General features: G+C 69.0%; 16 protein-coding genes and 3 pseudogenes. 3 read left to right on the forward strand and 16 right to left on the reverse strand.

What is annotated here, in order from left to right:
• Positions 1–291: 291 nt before the first annotated feature.
• From V7E45_RS01765 to V7E45_RS01780, 4 genes are all read right to left on the reverse strand, one after another.
• A complete protein-coding gene (locus tag V7E45_RS01765; protein WP_333772251.1) occupies positions 292–1,227 on the reverse strand; it encodes a M56 family metallopeptidase in 936 nt (311 codons plus the stop codon).
• Between the two features lie 15 nt (positions 1,228–1,242).
• Positions 1,243–1,620 (reverse strand): BlaI/MecI/CopY family transcriptional regulator, encoded by a 378-nt coding sequence (locus tag V7E45_RS01770; RefSeq protein WP_333772252.1) that lies wholly within the window; start codon positions 1,618–1,620, stop codon positions 1,243–1,245.
• 229 nt (positions 1,621–1,849) lie between these two features.
• Entirely contained in the window at positions 1,850–2,491 is a 642-nt protein-coding gene (locus V7E45_RS01775) for a class I SAM-dependent methyltransferase (protein WP_333772253.1), read from the reverse strand.
• Between the two features lie 85 nt (positions 2,492–2,576).
• Positions 2,577–3,779 (reverse strand): permease, encoded by a 1,203-nt coding sequence (locus V7E45_RS01780; protein WP_333772254.1) that lies wholly within the window; start codon positions 3,777–3,779, stop codon positions 2,577–2,579.
• A 208-nt stretch (positions 3,780–3,987) separates the two neighbouring features.
• On the opposite strand from V7E45_RS01780, the gene V7E45_RS01785 reads away from it, so the two are divergent.
• Entirely contained in the window at positions 3,988–4,641 is a 654-nt protein-coding gene (locus tag V7E45_RS01785) for a hypothetical protein (protein ID WP_333772255.1), read from the forward strand.
• 589 nt (positions 4,642–5,230) lie between these two features.
• Here the strand turns inward: V7E45_RS01785 and V7E45_RS01790 are convergent.
• Positions 5,231–6,058 (reverse strand): ZIP family metal transporter, encoded by an 828-nt coding sequence (locus V7E45_RS01790; protein ID WP_333772256.1) that lies wholly within the window; start codon positions 6,056–6,058, stop codon positions 5,231–5,233.
• A 566-nt stretch (positions 6,059–6,624) separates the two neighbouring features.
• Here V7E45_RS01790 and V7E45_RS01795 point away from each other — a divergent pair.
• Positions 6,625–7,065, forward strand: a complete 441-nt coding sequence (locus V7E45_RS01795; protein ID WP_333772257.1) for a hypothetical protein — start codon at positions 6,625–6,627, stop codon at positions 7,063–7,065.
• 143 nt (positions 7,066–7,208) lie between these two features.
• Here the strand turns inward: V7E45_RS01795 and V7E45_RS01800 are convergent, their stop codons facing one another.
• The 6 genes from V7E45_RS01800 to V7E45_RS01825 all read right to left on the reverse strand — a co-directional run bounded on the left by V7E45_RS01800 (position 7,209) and on the right by V7E45_RS01825 (position 11,180).
• A complete protein-coding gene (locus V7E45_RS01800; protein WP_333772258.1) occupies positions 7,209–7,421 on the reverse strand; it encodes a hypothetical protein in 213 nt (70 codons plus the stop codon).
• Between the two features lie 439 nt (positions 7,422–7,860).
• Positions 7,861–8,796, reverse strand: a complete 936-nt coding sequence (locus V7E45_RS01805) for a YcxB family protein (protein WP_333772259.1) — start codon at positions 8,794–8,796, stop codon at positions 7,861–7,863.
• A gap of 213 nt (positions 8,797–9,009) precedes the next feature.
• Complete coding sequence (locus tag V7E45_RS01810) at positions 9,010–9,351, reverse strand: hypothetical protein (RefSeq protein ID WP_333772260.1); 342 nt, start codon at positions 9,349–9,351, stop codon at positions 9,010–9,012.
• A 143-nt stretch (positions 9,352–9,494) separates the two neighbouring features.
• Entirely contained in the window at positions 9,495–9,893 is a 399-nt protein-coding gene (locus tag V7E45_RS01815; RefSeq protein WP_333772261.1) for a hypothetical protein, read from the reverse strand.
• A gap of 16 nt (positions 9,894–9,909) precedes the next feature.
• Positions 9,910–10,239, reverse strand: a complete 330-nt coding sequence (locus V7E45_RS01820) for a helix-turn-helix domain-containing protein (RefSeq protein WP_333772262.1) — start codon at positions 10,237–10,239, stop codon at positions 9,910–9,912.
• Between the two features lie 146 nt (positions 10,240–10,385).
• Positions 10,386–11,180, reverse strand: a complete 795-nt coding sequence (locus tag V7E45_RS01825) for a carbon-nitrogen hydrolase family protein (RefSeq protein WP_333772263.1) — start codon at positions 11,178–11,180, stop codon at positions 10,386–10,388.
• A gap of 509 nt (positions 11,181–11,689) precedes the next feature.
• Here V7E45_RS01825 and V7E45_RS01830 point away from each other — a divergent pair.
• Positions 11,690–12,004, forward strand: a pseudogene (locus V7E45_RS01830) (transposase); the annotation flags it as partial.
• Here the strand turns inward: V7E45_RS01830 and V7E45_RS01835 are convergent.
• The 5 genes and pseudogenes from V7E45_RS01835 to istA form a co-directional block, all read right to left on the reverse strand.
• Positions 12,001–12,336, reverse strand: a complete 336-nt coding sequence (locus V7E45_RS01835) for a hypothetical protein (RefSeq protein WP_333772264.1) — start codon at positions 12,334–12,336, stop codon at positions 12,001–12,003. The pseudogene V7E45_RS01830 and the gene V7E45_RS01835 overlap by 4 nt on opposite strands.
• A gap of 174 nt (positions 12,337–12,510) precedes the next feature.
• Positions 12,511–12,916, reverse strand: a pseudogene (locus V7E45_RS01840) (IS701 family transposase); the annotation flags it as partial.
• A gap of 710 nt (positions 12,917–13,626) precedes the next feature.
• On the reverse strand, positions 13,627–14,118 hold the full coding sequence (locus tag V7E45_RS01845) for a DUF1877 family protein (protein WP_333772265.1): 492 nt from the start codon (positions 14,116–14,118) through the stop codon (positions 13,627–13,629).
• Positions 14,119–14,198: 80 nt separating this feature from the next.
• Complete coding sequence (istB, locus tag V7E45_RS01850; RefSeq protein ID WP_333772266.1) at positions 14,199–14,984, reverse strand: IS21-like element helper ATPase IstB; 786 nt, start codon at positions 14,982–14,984, stop codon at positions 14,199–14,201.
• Positions 14,981–16,610 (reverse strand): annotated as a pseudogene (gene istA / locus V7E45_RS01855) (IS21 family transposase). Before istA ends, istB begins: the two are co-directional and overlap by 4 nt.
• Between the last annotated feature and the right edge of the window lie 113 nt (positions 16,611–16,723).

Consider the following 16,723-nt stretch of genomic DNA (forward strand, 5'->3'; position numbering starts at 1 on the left):
GCCCCCCCCCCCCCCCCCCCCCCCCCCCCCCCCCCCCCCCCCCCCCCCCCCCCCGGTTCGTCTCTCCTCAGCCTTCCCCGCCTTGACCAAGGGCCGGACCGGGCCCGCGCTGCCGGCCTCATACCCGGCGTCATCCCTCAGCGGTCGCGCCGTTCCTCGGAGGGACCGGCCATGGGCCGTTCCGCAACGGCATGCCCAGCGAGGTCAGACACCGCCCCGGACACGACCCCGTCGGGCCGGCACTCATGCCGAGCCGCCTGGGACCATTAGACGGTTCCCGACGGAGAGCGGTCAGCGCGTAGACAGCTGCGAGGCGGCGGTCCGGGCGTGCATGGCGGCCTCGAACAGCCGCTCCGTGTCGTGCGCTGTGACAGCCAGGCTCGCGCAGCAGGCCGCCATGAGGACGGCGAACACCGCTATCACACCGTGAGGGGAGCGCATCGGCGGAGCCAGCAACGCCTTGACACGCTGGGGCACCGGTCCACCAGTGGCGGCCAATGCCGTCTCCCGGATCCGGCTCGACGCCAGTGCTGCCCGGGCGATCGCCTTGGCGACGACCCGGCGGTCCCCCACCACGGCGCCGGCTTCCTCATCCGCCCACCGCTCCACTGCATAAGCTCCGATCTGCTCCACCGGCCGCAGCAGCGGGTTCACCACCGCCGTCAGGTGCAGTACCAGAGAGAACAGATGGTGCCGATGCCGTAGATGCGCCCGTTCATGAGCGAGCAGGGCCCGCCGCTCCGGTCCGTCCAGCAGCTTCAGCATCCCGGAAGAGACGACCACCCGCCCAGGCATGCCGAGCACGGCGTATGCCGCCGGTGTCGGATCGTCGACCACGGCCAGGTCGCCACCCGCGGCGATGTGCCGGCACTCCCGCCAGGCATCCACCAGCGCACGGCCCCGGCGCCATGACGCCACGGTCAGGCTCACCACTACGAGAAGCACCACTGCGGCACACACGGCGGCGACCTTCCGGCTCACCGGGTCCTCCGCCGCCAGCACTCTCACCGACCAGGCCCCTTGCGCCGCCACCAGCGGCACCTGACCTACCGCGGTGAAAGCCAGAATCGCAAGCTCCGTCACCCATGTGCCCGCAGCCACGAACGCCGCGCACACCATCGCCCACGCACCAAGGCGTGGAGGCACCCGACGCCCCACCCAGGGCGCCACCAGCGCCAGGGCGGTGCTCACCAACAGCGGCAGATACATCGGCACCGGCCAGAACACGCCTCACCCCCCGGGTCAGTCGCCGTGCAACAGTTGGTCGAGCAGCTGCTCGTCCTCCGGCGACAGGTCCGACACGAACCGCGCCAGCACCGCGGCACGATCCCCGCCCTCGGCCAGCAGCGAGTGCATCCCAGCCGCCACATGTCCGGCCTGGTCGTCCACGGGCACATACACGTGGCTACGCCCCTCCCGCTGCCGGGTCACCATGCCCTTGTCGCACAGCCGCGTCAGGATCGTCAGCACCGTCGTATAGGCGGCGCCGGGCACCTGTTCCTGAACCACAGCCGCGGGCACCGGACCGCCGGCCGACCACAAGGCGGCCAACACCTCAGCTTCCAGCTCGCCGCGTGCACGCCGCCGGGCCTCCCCCCGGTCGTCCTTACCGCCGCTCACCTGGCACCTCCCTCATTGCTTCGGCCAGGTTGTCCTCGATCCCACAAACTACTACGAGACGTAGAGAAGCAGCCATCCGGATCGCGAGGCGCCTCCGATGAAAGCCGCACCCGCCGAGGCGCCAGAGGTCAGCCGTCCACCGGTACCAAGCGCCAGACGTCGCGCGGGAAGCTGCCCGGCGGAGCGCCGCAGACCTCGCCCGAGAGGGGCTGCGCGCCTCTGGTGTGTGTCAGCGGATGCGGCGCAGGACGGCCCAGGTACCCCAGCCGGCTTCGGACTCGGTCGCCTGCCAGGTGCCGGGCAGGGCTGAGGCGACGTCGGGCGCAGGCAGGTAGAGCGGGCCGTCGCTGCCGAGCTGGTTGATCCAGAGCAGTGCTCCGTCGTGCGCCAAGACGCGGGCGGTCTCTGCGGGGAACAGCAGCATGTCGATCGCGGCGATGACGGTGACGGAGGAGTCGGGCAGCGGCAGGGTGCTTGCGTCGGCCTGCACGCGCGCCGGTGAGCGGCCGTGGGCTTGCTGCAGCATGCGCAGTGACAGGTCCGCACTGATCACCTGCGGGAAGGTGGTGCTCAGCAGGGGGGTGAACAGGCCGGTGCCGGAGCCGAGTTCGAGGCAGGGGCCCGTAGGCAGTGGTCCGCCGCGGGTGAGGGCGTCGCGCAGGGGGTCGTCGCGGCCGGTGGCGCGGGTGGTGTCCCAGTCGGTGGCAAGCTGGTCGAATTGCGCGGCGATGAACTGGGCGGTCTCGGTCGTCCAGGGCCGCCGACCGGCGGCCAGGTCCTGGGCGAAGGCCCGGAAGATGTCGGCGGTGCCGGGCGGCGGGATCGGTTTGCCGTCTGGGCTGGGCAGGACGCGCGGCAGGGTGGCAGTCACGGAACTACTCCAGCACGCCGGCGGTGGTTCACAAATCGGCCTGTGGGCAGAACTGGTCCTCCACCCACGGGTGGAGAGCCACGCTTCATTGGTGGTGCCCGCGGTGCGCGTTCCCTGCTTGCCCGTGTTGCAGGTGCCTGGTGTGATCGTGGCCGTTGTCGGGTGAGCCGCCCATCATGCGGAGCATGGACAGTCCGCCGGTGCGCAGGAAGCGCACCAGGAGCACCGCTGCCAGGAGGAGGAAGGCGATGTTGAGCCAGGTGGTGTAGTTCCAGCTCACGCCCTCCATGGGGATCTTGGCGTCGGCCCGGTCGGGGATCAGGCCGAGCCCGCCGAAGGCGAATTCGACGATGTACCCGGCGATGACCATCGCGAGGTAGAAGGTGCCGAGCAGGAAGGCGGCCGTCTTGGCGCCGTAGTACTTCCGGTAGATGTTGAGGATCGGCAGGATCAGCAGGTCGGCGAAGATGAACGCCACCACGCCGCCGAAGCTGATGCCGCCCTTCCACAGCACCACCGCCAGCGGCACGTTGCCGATGGAACACACGAATGAGGCGATCGCTACCAGCGGGCCGACGATCGGGCCCCACAGCTTGGCGGCGAGAGGGTGGCCGTCGAAGAAGAAGGTGCGCCAGAAGGAGTCGGGAACCCAGGCGGCGATGGCGCCGGCGATGAGCAGGCCAACGACCAGGTCGCGCAGGATCGCCGCCCACTCCATGACGAAGACGTGCGAGGTCGAGGTGAAACCCTCGCGGGAGAACAGACGCCGGGCGAAGGAGCCCTCACGGTGAACGGACATGTCCATCGCGGCGTGCCCCTCCATCGAGCCGGCGACTCCGCGTTCAGCCTGCTCGCGGGCACTGCGGAGGAGCTTGTCACGCAGGAAGATGCGGAACAGCACCGCCAGCAGGACGATCATGATCGGGCCGCCGACGAATTCGGCGGCGGTGAACTGCCAGCCCATCAGCAGGGCAAGGATCACGCCGAGCTCGACGACCAGATTGGTGGACGCGATCTCGAAGGCCATGGCGGCGGTGAAGTTCGCGCCCTTGCGGAACAGCGAGCGGGCCAGCGCGACGGCCGCGTACGAGCAGGATGAGGACGCCGCGCCCAGGCCGGCGGCGACGGCAAGCGTGCGGGGCCGGTCGTCGCCCAGGAGCGAGACCACGGTGGACTTGCGGACCACGGCCTGGACGACAGCGGACAGGGCGAAGCCCAGAATCAGGGCCCAGGTGATCTCCCAGGTCATGGACCCGGCAATCGACAGTGCGTGCAGTACGGCGTGCATCTGTGAAGCCTTCCTCCAAGGGGGCGGCCCCCTGCCCGCAGACACGCCCTCGGTGGGGTGTGTGTCCGTCGGGCCGGGTGCGGGGCGCCTCCGTGTGGGCGGCGCCCCGCCGGGGTTCAGCCGACGCGCAGGGTCAGGGCGGCGGTGCGGAGAGACGTGCAGCGCACCGGTCTCCTGGATTGTCAGGGGCGGCTGCTTTCATGACGCCATGAGTACCGTGCGCGAGACCGCTGCTCTCCTCCCCGACCCCGCCCGGCTTCGTACCCATCTGCGTGCCCTGGCCGCCCTGGACGGGGCGATCGGTGACGATCCACAGTTCTGCCAGTACACCTTCCACGCCGATTGGAGCCCCGGTGTCGAGGCGGCCCTGATGGACAACGGCTCCGGAGACGACTTCGCCGTCCTCTTCACCCCGGCCGGCGTGCTCATACGCGGCTTCGACCACGAGTCGCAGATGAGTCCGTACGCCACGGACGACGAGCAGGTCTGGCCCGGTGTCATCGACGAGGTGCCCACGGCGCTGCGCCCGCTTCTGGACGAGCCCGCCTTCCACGACGAGGGCCTCGACGCCCCTCGGGTCACCGCCTGCCTGTGGCAGGCGAACGGCGACACCGCCTGGCGCACCGGCTCGGTCATCGCCTTCCCCACGGGCAGCGAAGACCCGGACGGCTCCGGCTTCCTCTTCCACCTCCTCACCGACCGCTCCCCTGAGACCGTTCAGGCATGGTTCGAGGACTACTACGAACGCCCCGTTCCCCTCGACGCCGTCCGCCACGTCCTCGCCGGACACCCCCTCACCCCTGCGGTCGCCAAGGCACTCAACCCGGCCGCCCACCTCCCGGACAGCGCCGCCGCACAGTGACCATGGAGCGACGACGACACTGAACGAGAGGGTCAAGCTTGCCGCCCCCGCCATCATTCAGGCCCGTGCATGCTGCCCGCCGCCTGCGCAGCAGCGTGGAGCCTGTCGGTGACGGCATCGGCCCGGGCCAGCGCGGCGCGCGTGGCCTGCCGGTGCCGTGCCGCCGCGCGTGGAGGGCGCGGCGGATGGTGCCCACCCGGATTCGCGGCGGCCATGGCCCGCTCGCGCTGGCAGTCGTCGCGGGCCGCGTCACGCCAGTGCAGAGCACGGCGCAGCTGGGACTCACGGATGATCGCCGCCGTGCTCGGCACCGTTACTGTCGCCTCGGAGGGCCCGGGGACGGCCCAGGATGATCACTTGCCACTCATCGAGGCGGACCCTGACCTGGTGCTTGTCCGCGTGCCAGAAGACCTCACCCGTGACGATGACCCGAGGACCGGGAGGTCCATGCCCTGCGGCGTGGATGTGATCTCCGCCGGCGCTATGGCGTTCGGCACGCCATCTGTACGGAAGAAGACGCCGAAGGGCTGCCAACCGATGACCTCGCCGGTGGGCTGCGCAGAAGGCATTGGGGGTGAGACTTCGCGTCTCAGGCGCCTGCGGCCGTGACGATCGCGTCGGTGGCGAAGCCGAGCAGGAGGCCGAGGAGGATGCACCATGTGGTGAGGGTCTTGAGTCCGGTCTTGCGGGCGACAGCCAGCAGTTCGATGACGACGTAGAGGATGGAGCCCGCGGCAAGGCCGAGGAAGGCGATCGAGAGCGTGTCGTTGACCAGGTGCTGGCCGACGAGAGTGCCCAGGAAGGTGGGACCGCCGCCGATCAGGCCGAGCCACAGCAGGCTGACCCAGGAGGGGCGTTCGCCCTCAGCGGCGAGCGGGGCGACGATCCCGAAGCCCTCGGTAGCGTTGTGCAGGCCGAAGCCAATGATCAGCAGCAGGGCGAGGGAGAGTTCCCCCTGGGCGGCGGAGTTGCCGATGGCGATGCCCTCGGCGAAGTTGTGCAGGCCGATGCCGGTGGCGATCATCAGCGCGAGCGATGCCGCCTGGCTGCGGGTCTTCGGCGCCAGCTCGATGGATGCGGCGGCACCCGGACCCGCGGGCCGGACGGTGGCCTCGCGGCGGCGGGCGATCCAGCCGTCGTAGTGAACGAGCCCGGCAAGTCCGATCGTCAGACCCGCCACCAGGGTGAAGCTCCCGGACGCCACGGTCCCCCAGGCGTGGTTGCCCAGCGCCTCGTCGACGGGCTCCCAGGCGTGGGTCAGTACGTCCCAGACGAGGAAGATCAGGATGCCGATGGCGACGGCATTGAGGCCGGCCTTGAGTCGGGGTGTGGGTGTGCGGAGGCGTCCGAGAGGGAGGCCGAGGTAGATGGTGAAGCCTGCGATGGCTCCGAGCAGGGCGATATTGCCGCTGGACATGGAAACTCCGGTCTGACGTGCACAGGATGCCCTCAGAAGTTAAGACAGGCAAGGCTTACCTAACAAGCGGCAGGTGATGGGCTTCAGCAAAACTTGGGGAAGTCATTGCGCGTTCCATTCCGTCGAAGCACGAGCAATCCCGCCAAGCTCCGCTTGCGTATCTCCTCCGTGGAGGACACACCTCCCGGGAAAACAGCATCCGAGGGGTTTCGCCCATGTGGATGGGCGATGTTCTTCCCCGGCGGGACTGGATCACGCTTCGCCGACCGGCTTGGGGGCCCTCGGCGACGCCTTGCGGAGCCGCGCGTTCGAGTTCACGGAATTCGAGCTGTGGCCGGTGACGCGCGAGGAGGCGGCTGACACCCTCGGCACCTCCCGTAAGCTCCCGACATTCCGGCTGGACACATGGGTGGTCGTCTGCCTGTTACAGGCTGGCCCCGCCCTCATTGAGGCCGTACTCACCGAGAAGGACAGCCAGGGAGCGACAAGACCACGACGGCGCTTCCCCCCCCAGCGGCCGGCGCCCCGACCGGTCTCCTCCACGCATGAGAACAGCTGGAGTCACCATGAACTCCACATCCGTCACCGACGTCAGTTTGCGAGGGCTGGGAGTCTGCTGCGCCATCGGCAACGTGGTGTTGCACGGTCTCCTCGTGCCCGACCACCTTGAGGAGAAGTTCTACATCGGTGTCCTGTTCGCCTTGGGCAGTGCTGTCATGCTGGTTGTCGCGGTGGGGCTGGTGGCCATGAGGCGCCCGATGGTTGCCTGGCTGACGGGGGCCGTCGTCAGCCTCGGCATGATCGTCGGCTTTTTGCTGTCACGTACCGTCGGCCTTCCGAACGGCTACTACGAGTCAGGCTGGGAACCGCCGTACGGCCCCCTGTCCTTGATTGTCGAGGGTCTGTTCGTCGTCGTCTTCCTCGCCTGGCTGAGGGAGGTGGGGACGCGCCGTACCGCCTTGCGGCCGCCGAAGGCAGCGGACCGCGTGCGCACCGCACCCAGGTAGCGGGAGTGGATGCGGTGACCTTGAGCGTCGTGTGGTCGTTGCTCCTGGGCCAGGTGTGCTCAGTCGGTGATGGCGGGTCGCCGGCCACCTGCCCGGCATGACCCCCACGCGCTCGGCCAAGGGGGCTACGGCCACCATCACCCTCACCATCGGCCCCGATCTGCTGCCAGGGGCCGTCCTGTCGTGCTGGTGCCGTTCAGGACGGTGATGTGCACGGTGCTCGCGGGAGCGGGCAGCTGGGCCGTGAGGTGCTTGAGATCGGCTTTGGTCGTCTCCTTGTCGTGGTTGATCGCGGTGGACAGCTGTCTTGCGGCGGGCTCCTGCCAGGTGACGTCGGACAGGCGCCTGACCACCACCCGAAGCAGAACAGACTGACACTCGTCCCCTCGAGCTTGCGGCTGCGTTCCAATCGCGCACAGCGGTCTGCGGATGCAGTCGCGCCGACGACCCTCCCGGAACGCGAACGCGCTGCGTCATTCGCGTTCGACGTTTGGAGATGTGCCGGACTTCTTGGACGGGTCTGACACGGGGCGCCGGGCTCCGAGAGACTGAAGCTGCTCCCGGCAGCGGGCCTGAGCGAAATGCCAGCCGCCCGGGCCCATCAGCCAGTAGGCGATTGAGGAGTTCAGATGCCCTTGCGCAAGTGATGGGGATTCCTGAAAACGACCAGGGGCTCACTCGGTCCGGCTCTCAACGGAGGTTCAGTGAGCGGCGGGCCGCACAGCTGACTGCGCGGCTTCTGCGGCCCGCCGCCGAGAGATGATCTCCGGGCCGGCTTGGAAACCGTGGCCCCGCTCAGAGGTGGTAGCAGACGTAAGAGCCCTCGGGCCCGCGGGCGATCCGCTCCGAGCCCCAGCAGTGGAGCATCGGCCCAACGCGGTACAGGACGGCGCCACCGGCCAGCAGGACAAGGACGGCGAGCACGGCGGTCACGATTCGCATGGCAGGCATCCGCCGTACGAGCCACCAAGCCCCTGCGGCCGCAAGCGCCCCCAGCCCCAGCATGACGGCCGATACCGGGGCGGTGTTGTTCTGGATTCCGGGAAAGCGGTCCGGGTGCGCGGCATGTTGGACGGCGACGAAGGCGAAGAAGAACAGCAGCAGCCCCAGCAGCAACAGTCCCACAGAGCCGACCCCGCGGCCGACGGCCCGCCCCCGGCTCCGTGGGACTCCGGGCGCCTCGGCGTCGTCCGCGCGCACGAGCCGCCGGTCGAGGACCGCACGGAGCCGGTCCACGTCCTCCGGGCCCGCCACGGCCCGCTTGGGCAGGACGGCGAAGCCGACGGCGGACTTGTCGGCGCTGAGAAGCACGAACAGCTCCGGCGTCTCGGCATAGCGCGAGTAGAGGTGCCAGTCGTGGCTGGCCGAGCTGTGCGCGGTGGTGAGCCGGACCCCGGTGTCGTCGACCGTCCCGCAAATGTCCCCCTGCCGTTCGGCGAGCCGGTGAAGGCGGCGCGCCTGCAACCACGGCACCGCAGTCATGAAGACGCCGAAGACCACCACCCCCGCATACAGCGGCCACGGTGTGTCCCGGTGGCCGGAGCCAGCCGACGACAGCAGGGCGCCGACGGTCGTGACCGCCACCGTCCAGACCAGCGCCCCGCGCTGAAAGCGTCCCGCGCCGGTGCTCCTCGCGCGTGCCCGCAGCGCGGACGCCAATTCGCCGGCGGTCGGCCGGTAGGCCAGCTCCACCGGTCTCTCGGCCGCGTCCGTTTCCCGGCCCTCGGTCATGTTCCCTCCCCGGTTCGGTGATCAACCGGATCGTAGAGGCTTTCCCAGCCGCTCCGGCGACCTGGCGGTGGTCGGCGTCCGCGGTCGCAATGTCCTGACCGCTACTTTGCGGCTGGTGTCTGCGGTAGGACCCCGGGGCTGTGATCCCCGTGGGTTCAGGAAAACCGAAGGCCCTTCAGCCTGAACCCACGGGTCCACCGATGTGCTTCAGGCCTAGCGGCTGGACCACTCCAGCAGCACCGGCTGGATCTCCCCCAGGTAGGCCCATGCCGTGTGCCGGGAGCGAGGCTCGGACCGCGGGCCACTGTCGAGGAGAGTGCGGATCCAGGCGTCGACGGCGCGATGGACGCCCGGGGGCATCCCGTCGAGTTTCCGTTCCAGCCACCGGTCGATGGCGGGGGCCCTGTCGTCGGTGAACAGGCCGAGATGGTCGAGGACTTCGGCGGTCCTCACGACGGGAAGCCCGCGGACGCGCAGGGCCGGGAAGAGCTCGGAGTACCGGATCGGCTCACCTTCCCGGAAGCCGGACAGCACGATGACCAGGGCTCGGTTCACGTCGCTGGCGATCCAGCGGCTCCAGCCGCGGGCCTCCCCAAGCGCCCGAGCAGTCTGCCGGGCCCGGACCAGCCAGGGGTTGGCCAGGTCGGCATGGAGTTCCCGGTCGAACCGGCGGAAGTCCCGAGTGGCAGTGAACAGCGTCAGTTGCGTCGAGTCGACGTGGTGATCACGCGGTGTGGTTCGGGAACCGGCGGCGGCTTCAGTACGCGCCGGCCGGCCTTGCCGACCCGGGGCCCGCCGTTCTTGGGCCGCTGAAGGTTCACGAAGAACAGCTGCTGGCAGGTCACCCGCCGCAGGTACGGCTTGATCACCGACGCCTTGCCGCCGGCCTTGATCGCCCAGGTCGCCTGAGCCCTGCAGAGGCGGCAGTAGCCGTGCTTGCCATCGACCGGGACCTGCCGCCGGCAGCCGACGCACTCGCCGACGGCGTGCAGCTGGCCGTAGGTATAGCAGCCGCGGCAGAACCGGCCGGGCAGCTGACCCCAGGCGAAACAGCCCGAGCAGGAGGCCGCCGGCTTGTTCTCGCTGATCTTTCCCATGGTGATGGTGACCAGGTCACATCGGCGGCAGGGATCGGCCGTCGCGGCGCTTGGGCACGACGGCCGGGGCCACCACCGAGCCGGTCGTGGCCTCCTGGATTCCAGCCTGCTGACCTGGGCGGCCGACCTTCCCGGGCTCGGGAATCAGCAGATCGCCGATCTCGCATCCGAGCACGACACAGATCACGTCCAGGTCCTCCAGCTTGAGGGAGACCGGATGGCCGGACCACAGGCCGGACATCTTCCCGGCCGAGATCACCAAGCCGTGCTCGGCCAGGCTCCGCTGGAGCTCGGACGCCTTCCAGATCCCCTTGTTCGCGGCCGTCAGCCGCACGTTCCACTTCATCCCATCAGTCCTTCCAGCCGCCTCGCGGCCCGCTGCTGCCCGGACACCCAGGCGTCCTCGACCCGGGTCTGCTGGACGTCTAGTGGTGGGCTCGGGTATTGGAACCCCCCGAATGCCTGCCTGCGGGCAGCCGCCCTTGGGCCGGTCTAGATTGGTATGCCCTGTCCTTCGTAGGCCAGCCTTAGCAGGTCTTGCCGCCGCTGGCCGAGGTACCAATTGGCAGCCTGGTCAAGGTCGATGGTTGTTCTGATGACGGCGGTGCTGCCGGAGGTCACCTCCGCGAGGACCTCTCCTCGCGGCGAGATGATCATGCTGGGGCAGTGCTGGTGAGGGTCCGCGACGTTCGCCGCCAGGACGAACCGCTGGTTCTCTGCTGCGCGACTGATGAGGTGGCTTCTCCAGACTCCTGTTGGCTCGGCTGTATTGACTGCGTGGGTGAGGTAGATGAACGCCTGTGCCCCGCTGCTGGCAAGGTGCTGCCATTGCTCGGGAAAGCGGATCTCCCGGCAGATCTGGACACCGAGGCTGACTGGCCCGCCGGCCATCGGGATGGAAAGCGTGGAAAGGTGCGTCCCGGCTTCCAGCCTGCCGCGTTCGTTCATCGCGAGGTTGATCTTCCGGTAGATCCACCTCTCGCCGTTGGGTGAAAAGTAGACGGCGGCGTTGCTCCAGACTCCCCGGTCAAAGAGCAACGTGCCGCAGAACAGATGCACGGCGTTTTCCTGTGCCAGGACAGCAACTCGGTCTGTGGCGTGCGACAGGGCCAGAATGTCGAGGTTGCCCAGGGCTGAGAGGTCCGACCCGTAGCCGGACAGTGCGCCCTCGGGCAGGACGACGATGTCGTCGGGCCGGGCCTCGGCCAGGACCTCGGAGATCAATTCCAGATTCCGCTCGACGTCCCACGTGATAGGGAACTGTGCGACCGTTAGCGATACCTTCATGAATCCTTCTTCCGGCGGCTGACCTCGGCTGCGTAGGCAGCCCAGTCTCCTGCGGCGGCTCGCTGCCGTTTGACGGCGACGGCGATGTCGATGCCGAGCGTGCGTGCGAGGACCGCGGTGGGCAGTTCGGTGGCGAGTCGGAACAGGGCAGTTGAGCGGGTCTCTGCGAGCCGGATGCCGAGTTTGCGGAGACGTTCGCCCGTGGCCCAGACCCTGATCGGGCGGCCGGGCTGACCGCCGGGGAAGGGCCAGGGTGAATCCGTCCGAGCGAGAGCGGCATGGCTGCGTCGGACAGAGACTTGCTGAAGGGCCAGGTCGGCGACAGGGCCGGGCAGGTCGACGGGGACGGCGCCGAGGCGGAGGCGGACGGCTCCGTCGGTCTCCTCGATGTGGTCGACGGTGAGCCGGGAGATCGCAGCGGGCCACTGGGCACAGAGGAGCAACAGCAGGCCGGCGAGGCGGTCTTCGGACTTGAGGGTGTTGTCGTGGAGCAGACGGCGGGCGGTGCGCCCGTGCGAGGCAAGCGCGGCCGGCCCCGGCACTGCCCTGATGTGGTGCTGGCCGACCGCGGCTACGACCATGACAAGTACCGCCGCCTGGTCTGGGACCTCGGCGCGAAGCCGCAGATCGCCCGCCGCGGGACCGAGCACGGTTCCGGCCTGGGCACCCAACGGTGGGTCGTCGAGCGAGCGTTCGCCCACCTGCACTGGTTCCGCCGCCTGCGCATCCGCTGGGATATACGCGATGACATCCACGAAGCCTTCCTCAGCCTCGCTTGCAGCATCATCTGCTGGCGACGGCTGAAGAAGCTCCGGCCGCGTTAACGTGCGTTGTCCTGGGCGGCCCTGAAGCCGCGATCTTGGACCACCGGGAAGACTTGCTGTGTGGTGGTGATCCAGGCGTCGATGTCGGCATGGGACGACCTGATGGCGTTGATCAGCGCCTCGATCACGTCCAGCTTCGGCTTGCCGACGTTCAGGCTGAGCTCGTCCATCGACACCTCTTGGTACGACATGACCAGCTGCCACCAGAACCGCATGAGGAAGCGGCATTCCTGCGGGTCACGGTCGTCTGCGAGGCGATCGTGAACGACCCTCTGGACGCGCCGCCGCTGCTCATTGTCACGAAAGCCGTGGTTGAGGTCGGTCAGGGTCACGTCCGTACAGTAGCAACCGCGTTCGTTCACGGCCCCTGAGTTAGCTCTCAAGTGCTCGCAGAGCATTCCGTCAGGAGTTCTAATACTCCAGCAGCGGTTCGTGTCCTGAGCTGCCTTTTCGGTAGTGGCAGTGGCGGGCGATGGCTTGGTGGCGTCTTCTCCAGGCCGACCACTTCAGTGCGTGGGTGACGGGATCGCGGTCGGCTCGTGGGTGGGGTAGGAGAGCGTCCAGCAGTCGCCGTATCTCTGCCACGGTGAGCGGGATGAGGGCTGATCCGTTTCTGCAGCCCCCTTTGCGGTCTCGTTGTCGGCCTGGGCCGCGAATGCTGTCAGGAAGGCGTGGGCGAGCATCACCAGGGTGATGTGCCGGTACCAGCCGATGTAGCGGCGGACCTCGTACTGGTCCAAGCCGCATTCGTTCTTCGCGGCCTGGAAGCACTCCTCGATCGCCCCCGGAGCCGGCGATCCGGACCAGCTCGGCCAACTCGATGCCGACGGGCGCGTAGGCGAGGCAGTAGGCAAGCTCGCCGCGGTCGGACAGGCTGCGGGGGGCCATCACCCAGCGGTGATGGGTCGGCGGATCGGGGTCGAAGATGAGGTCGGCGGGCAGCTTGATGGCGGCCCAGTCGTAGACGCGCGGGCCTTTGGCGCCGTCGCCGCAGGACAGTCGCTGCCAGGCATCGGCAGGGGCGTTCTCGATCGAGCTGCACCACCGTGACGCCCCGCCTCTCGCCGGACGACGGCCGCCCGCTGGGCCTACCAGCTCCCCTCGCGCCGGACGGGACACTCACGGCACCAACGCGGGGATCGCTGCCTCCGGCGCGCTCCGCCCTGGTGCGCACCGGGCCAGACCCAGCGCGGCACTCGGCGAACGCCCCGCGCGCGCGGCGCCACCGGAGCCAGCCGACAGTAACTTTGACGCAGCAGCCCCACCGGGCTGCCCTTCGAGCGCATCCCGCGCCGCTCCGTCGGCCCATCTCTCCCCCGCGCCCGAGGACACGGCAGCCCGCCCTGCGGGTGCCCCCGGCCCACCCGCTGCCCAGAATCCGGCCGACCTCGCAGCGGATGCGCCAACTGGGCCGCAGCGCCGAGCAGGTGGTCGCCCCCGGCATCGTGAGCCTGTGCCGTCAGGCCTGGGGCTAGCGCTCCGTGTCGCGGCGTGAAACCGCTTGGCGTTATCGGCGCGAATTGGCCCCACTTCTCCGGCCCGAGTTGGCCCCAGCGAGAAGAAGCGACGGGGAATCTTCCGGCCTGAAGTGGCCCCGGGTTCCGGCTTGAGCTGGCCCCGGCCTACTGGTCGACGGTGAAGATCGCAGCATGGCCGTTCTGTGCTGCTGTGCGGTAGAAGTTCTTCAGTCCAGGCAGGAAGGCCTGCGTGTATGCGAGGTCCTCGGCATCAGCCACACCCTGGTAGTCGTCGAACGTCAGCGTGGCGTATCGGTCACTCAGCCACTGGTTGTCCAGGGCTTCCAGGGCTGCCGCGACCTCGCGAACCTGGTCCGCGGCGACATAGCAGACGATGTAGTCGTCGCCCTGATGCAGGGGAACTCCTCCGAGAATCACGTGCGACAACGGGTACTGGCCGTTCTCGAAGGCAAGGTCGCCGTCGGTGAAGCACCGGTGCAGGGCATCCCAGGACTTGTCGAGCTCGAAGAGATGGTCCATGTCCCATCGCTCTTCAACCTCTTCGACCAGTGCGATGACCTCGTCATCGCCGTGGCAGGCCAGGACGCGTTCGGCGTCCTGGGCATCCAGGGCGAAGATCACCGCGCGAGCTGCCATTGTGTCCTCCCACCGCCGCGACGATTTCGCTGGGCGTGATCCAACCACACGACGGCCCCCGGGCTTGCATGCACGTTCTGCTATCGGCCGGCCTGCTGCTTGGCCCTGGTCTGGGCGAGGCGGTAGGACTCGGTGCCGGTCTCGATGATGGTGCCGTTGAAGGTCAGGCGGTCGACGATGGCCGCGCAGAGCCGAGGGTCGGTGAAGGTCTTGGTCCAGCCTCCGAACGATTCGTTCGAGGCGATCGCAACACTGTTCTTCTCCTCCCTCTCCGTCAGGACCTGGAACAGCATCTCTGCGCCGCGGCGGTCCAGTTCGAGATAGCCAAGTTCGTCGATGCAGAGCAGGTCGACGCGCCCGTAGCGGGCGATGGTCTTGGTCAGCTGCTTCTCGTCGGCGGCCTCGACAAGCTCGTTGACCAGGCGGGCGGCGAGCGCGTAGCGGACCCGGAAGCCAGCCATCGCCGCGGCAGAGCCGAGTCCGATCAGCAGGTGGGTCTTGCCGGTGCCGGAGTCGCCGATCAGGCAGAGCGGCTCGCCCTTCTTGACCCACTCGCAGGTGGCGAGGTTGTTGACCAGGGCCGGTGTGACGTTGGGATTTGCCGAGTAGTCGAAGTCGGACAACCACTTCGACCGCGGGAAGCCGGCCGCGCGGATGCGCCGCTCGGAGCGGCGGCGGTCGCGGTCCTCGCACTCGGCCATCAGCAGTTCGGCGAGGAAGCCCCGGTAGGACAGGTGCTCGCGTTCGGCTCGGTTGACGGTGTCGGCGAACTGGGCCCGCATGGTCGGCAGCCGTAGGACGCGGCAGGCGGTGTCGATGGCGGCATCGGAGGCGGGCTCGGTCAGGGTGTGGTGCGGGCCGGTCATCGCGGGTCCCTTCCGGGTCGGTGTTGCAGGAGCTGGTCCCAGCGCTCAAGCGCTGGGAGGGGACGCTGGTCGGGTGGCAGGCGGGCGGTTCTTCGTTCGGTCAGGCTCGGCAGCGGCAGCTCGGGTGGGGTGACCGGTTCGGGCAGCGGGACGGAGACCGTGACGGTCGGGGACCGGCCTTCGCTCTCGGCGGCCTTGCGTGCTTCCAGCGCGACAACGTCCGCGGTGCAGGCTCCGGCGGCGAGGGCGGCCTGGATGCCGGCGACGACGTCGCGGTGCTGCAGGTGCCGGTGCAGCAGCAGGACGTGGACCAGGGCTTTCGTGCCGTCGCTCTCGCCGAGGGTGTGCTTGGCCGCCGACCAGAACGCCTCGTGTGCGGGGGTGAAGGTGCCCGCGCGGCGGGCCTGGTCCAGGGCTTCGGAGCCGGCCAGGGCTCCGGGCTTGGCCAGCAGGACCTCCAGGAAGTGGTCCAGCACGACCCGCTCGGCGCCCTTCGTGGTCAGACGCGGGTGGCGGGCGATCTCGGTGCGGCCGTGGAAGACGACGACCTCGTTCGAGCGGAGCAGGACGTGGACGGTGCGGCCGATGTAGCGGACTGGGACCGAGTAGCGGCAGACCCGGACGGCGACCATGCCGTAGCGGTCGACGCGCGGGTTGAAGGCCAGACCGGTCTCGAACGCCTCGCCTGGCAGGGGCAGCAGGAGCGGGGCCTCGTGGGTGAAGTCCTGGCCGATGGTTCGGATCCGCATGCCGATCCGCCGGTTCTCCTCGGCCTGTTCGAACGCGATGAAGGCCTCGTTGAGCTCGCCGAGGGAGTCGACGCGCGGGACCGGGGTGAGGTAGTTGCGGCGCCAGTAGCCGACCTGGCCCTCGACGCCGCCCTTCTCGTGGGCGCCGCGAAGTCCCGGCTCGCAGTAGAAGGGGGTGATCGAGTAGTGCTGGCGGAAGTCGTGCCAGCGCGGGTGCTCGTCCCGTGAGCGGCTCTTGCGGATCACCCGGGAGACCGCTGGTGAGAGGTTGTCATACCGTATTTGGCCTGCGGGTATGCCGCCCAGGGTGGAATGCGTGGACGTGGCCGTCGAGGAATGCCTCCTGTCCGCAGGAGGTTGTGATCCGGTGGATGGCCTTGCCGGAGTAGGCGAGCCGGAGCGCGAACAGGTAGCACTTGGTGCGTTCACCGGCCAGGTCGACCCATGCCTCGCCGAAGTCGACCTCCGCGTCCATGCCGGGCTGGTTATGCCGGATCACGAACCCCGCAGCCGGTGCGGCCCCGGCGGCCTCGGCGATCTCCTGCCGTCGCTGATGGACGTAGTCCCACACGGTCGAGTAGGCGATATCCGCCCCGAGCTCCTGCTGCAGCCTGGCTAGGATCCGCTGGACCGTGTGCCGCTGCTTCGGCGGAGCCTCCAGATCGTCCAGCAGCCACTGGTCGATCGTCTTCTTGAACGGCTCCAGCCGCGGCGAATGCCGACGCGGTGTGCGCCGCGGCGGCGGCACCGCCGAGCACAGGGCTTCGCGCACCAGCCGCCGGTGGACTCCGTACTTCCGCGCGAGCGCGCGGACCGACAACCCCTCCCGCCACGAGTCCCGGCGGATCAACAGGAACAGCTCTTCCTTCGAGGACACCACCCGGCATCGCCCCCTCACGGAGACCTACACCGAGCGTCCCAGCCCCACGTCGAGGGTGGGGCCAACTCAAGCCGGAACAACCCCCGAACGCTCCCACGCGCCCCGCCGGT

This window comes from Streptomyces sp. IBSBF 3136 (assembly GCF_036815105.1).
Lineage (GTDB): Bacteria > Actinomycetota > Actinomycetes > Streptomycetales > Streptomycetaceae > Streptomyces.

Excerpts from the sequence above, each read along its gene's own strand:
- V7E45_RS01820 (WP_333772262.1), bottom strand. The coding sequence starts at position 10,239 with ATGAAGTGGAACGTGCGGCTGACGGCCGCGAACAAGGGGATCTGGAAG.
- V7E45_RS01805 (WP_333772259.1), bottom strand. The coding sequence starts at position 8,796 with ATGACCGAGGGCCGGGAAACGGACGCGGCCGAGAGACCGGTGGAGCTG.
- istB (WP_333772266.1), bottom strand. The coding sequence starts at position 14,984 with ATGACCGGCCCGCACCACACCCTGACCGAGCCCGCCTCCGATGCCGCC.
- V7E45_RS01825 (WP_333772263.1), bottom strand. The coding sequence starts at position 11,180 with ATGAAGGTATCGCTAACGGTCGCACAGTTCCCTATCACGTGGGACGTC.
- V7E45_RS01785 (WP_333772255.1), top strand. The coding sequence starts at position 3,988 with ATGAGTACCGTGCGCGAGACCGCTGCTCTCCTCCCCGACCCCGCCCGG.
- V7E45_RS01795 (WP_333772257.1), top strand. The coding sequence starts at position 6,625 with ATGAACTCCACATCCGTCACCGACGTCAGTTTGCGAGGGCTGGGAGTC.
- V7E45_RS01845 (WP_333772265.1), bottom strand. The coding sequence starts at position 14,118 with ATGGCAGCTCGCGCGGTGATCTTCGCCCTGGATGCCCAGGACGCCGAA.
- V7E45_RS01790 (WP_333772256.1), bottom strand. The coding sequence starts at position 6,058 with ATGTCCAGCGGCAATATCGCCCTGCTCGGAGCCATCGCAGGCTTCACC.
- V7E45_RS01780 (WP_333772254.1), bottom strand. The coding sequence starts at position 3,779 with ATGCACGCCGTACTGCACGCACTGTCGATTGCCGGGTCCATGACCTGG.
- V7E45_RS01815 (WP_333772261.1), bottom strand. The coding sequence starts at position 9,893 with ATGGGAAAGATCAGCGAGAACAAGCCGGCGGCCTCCTGCTCGGGCTGT.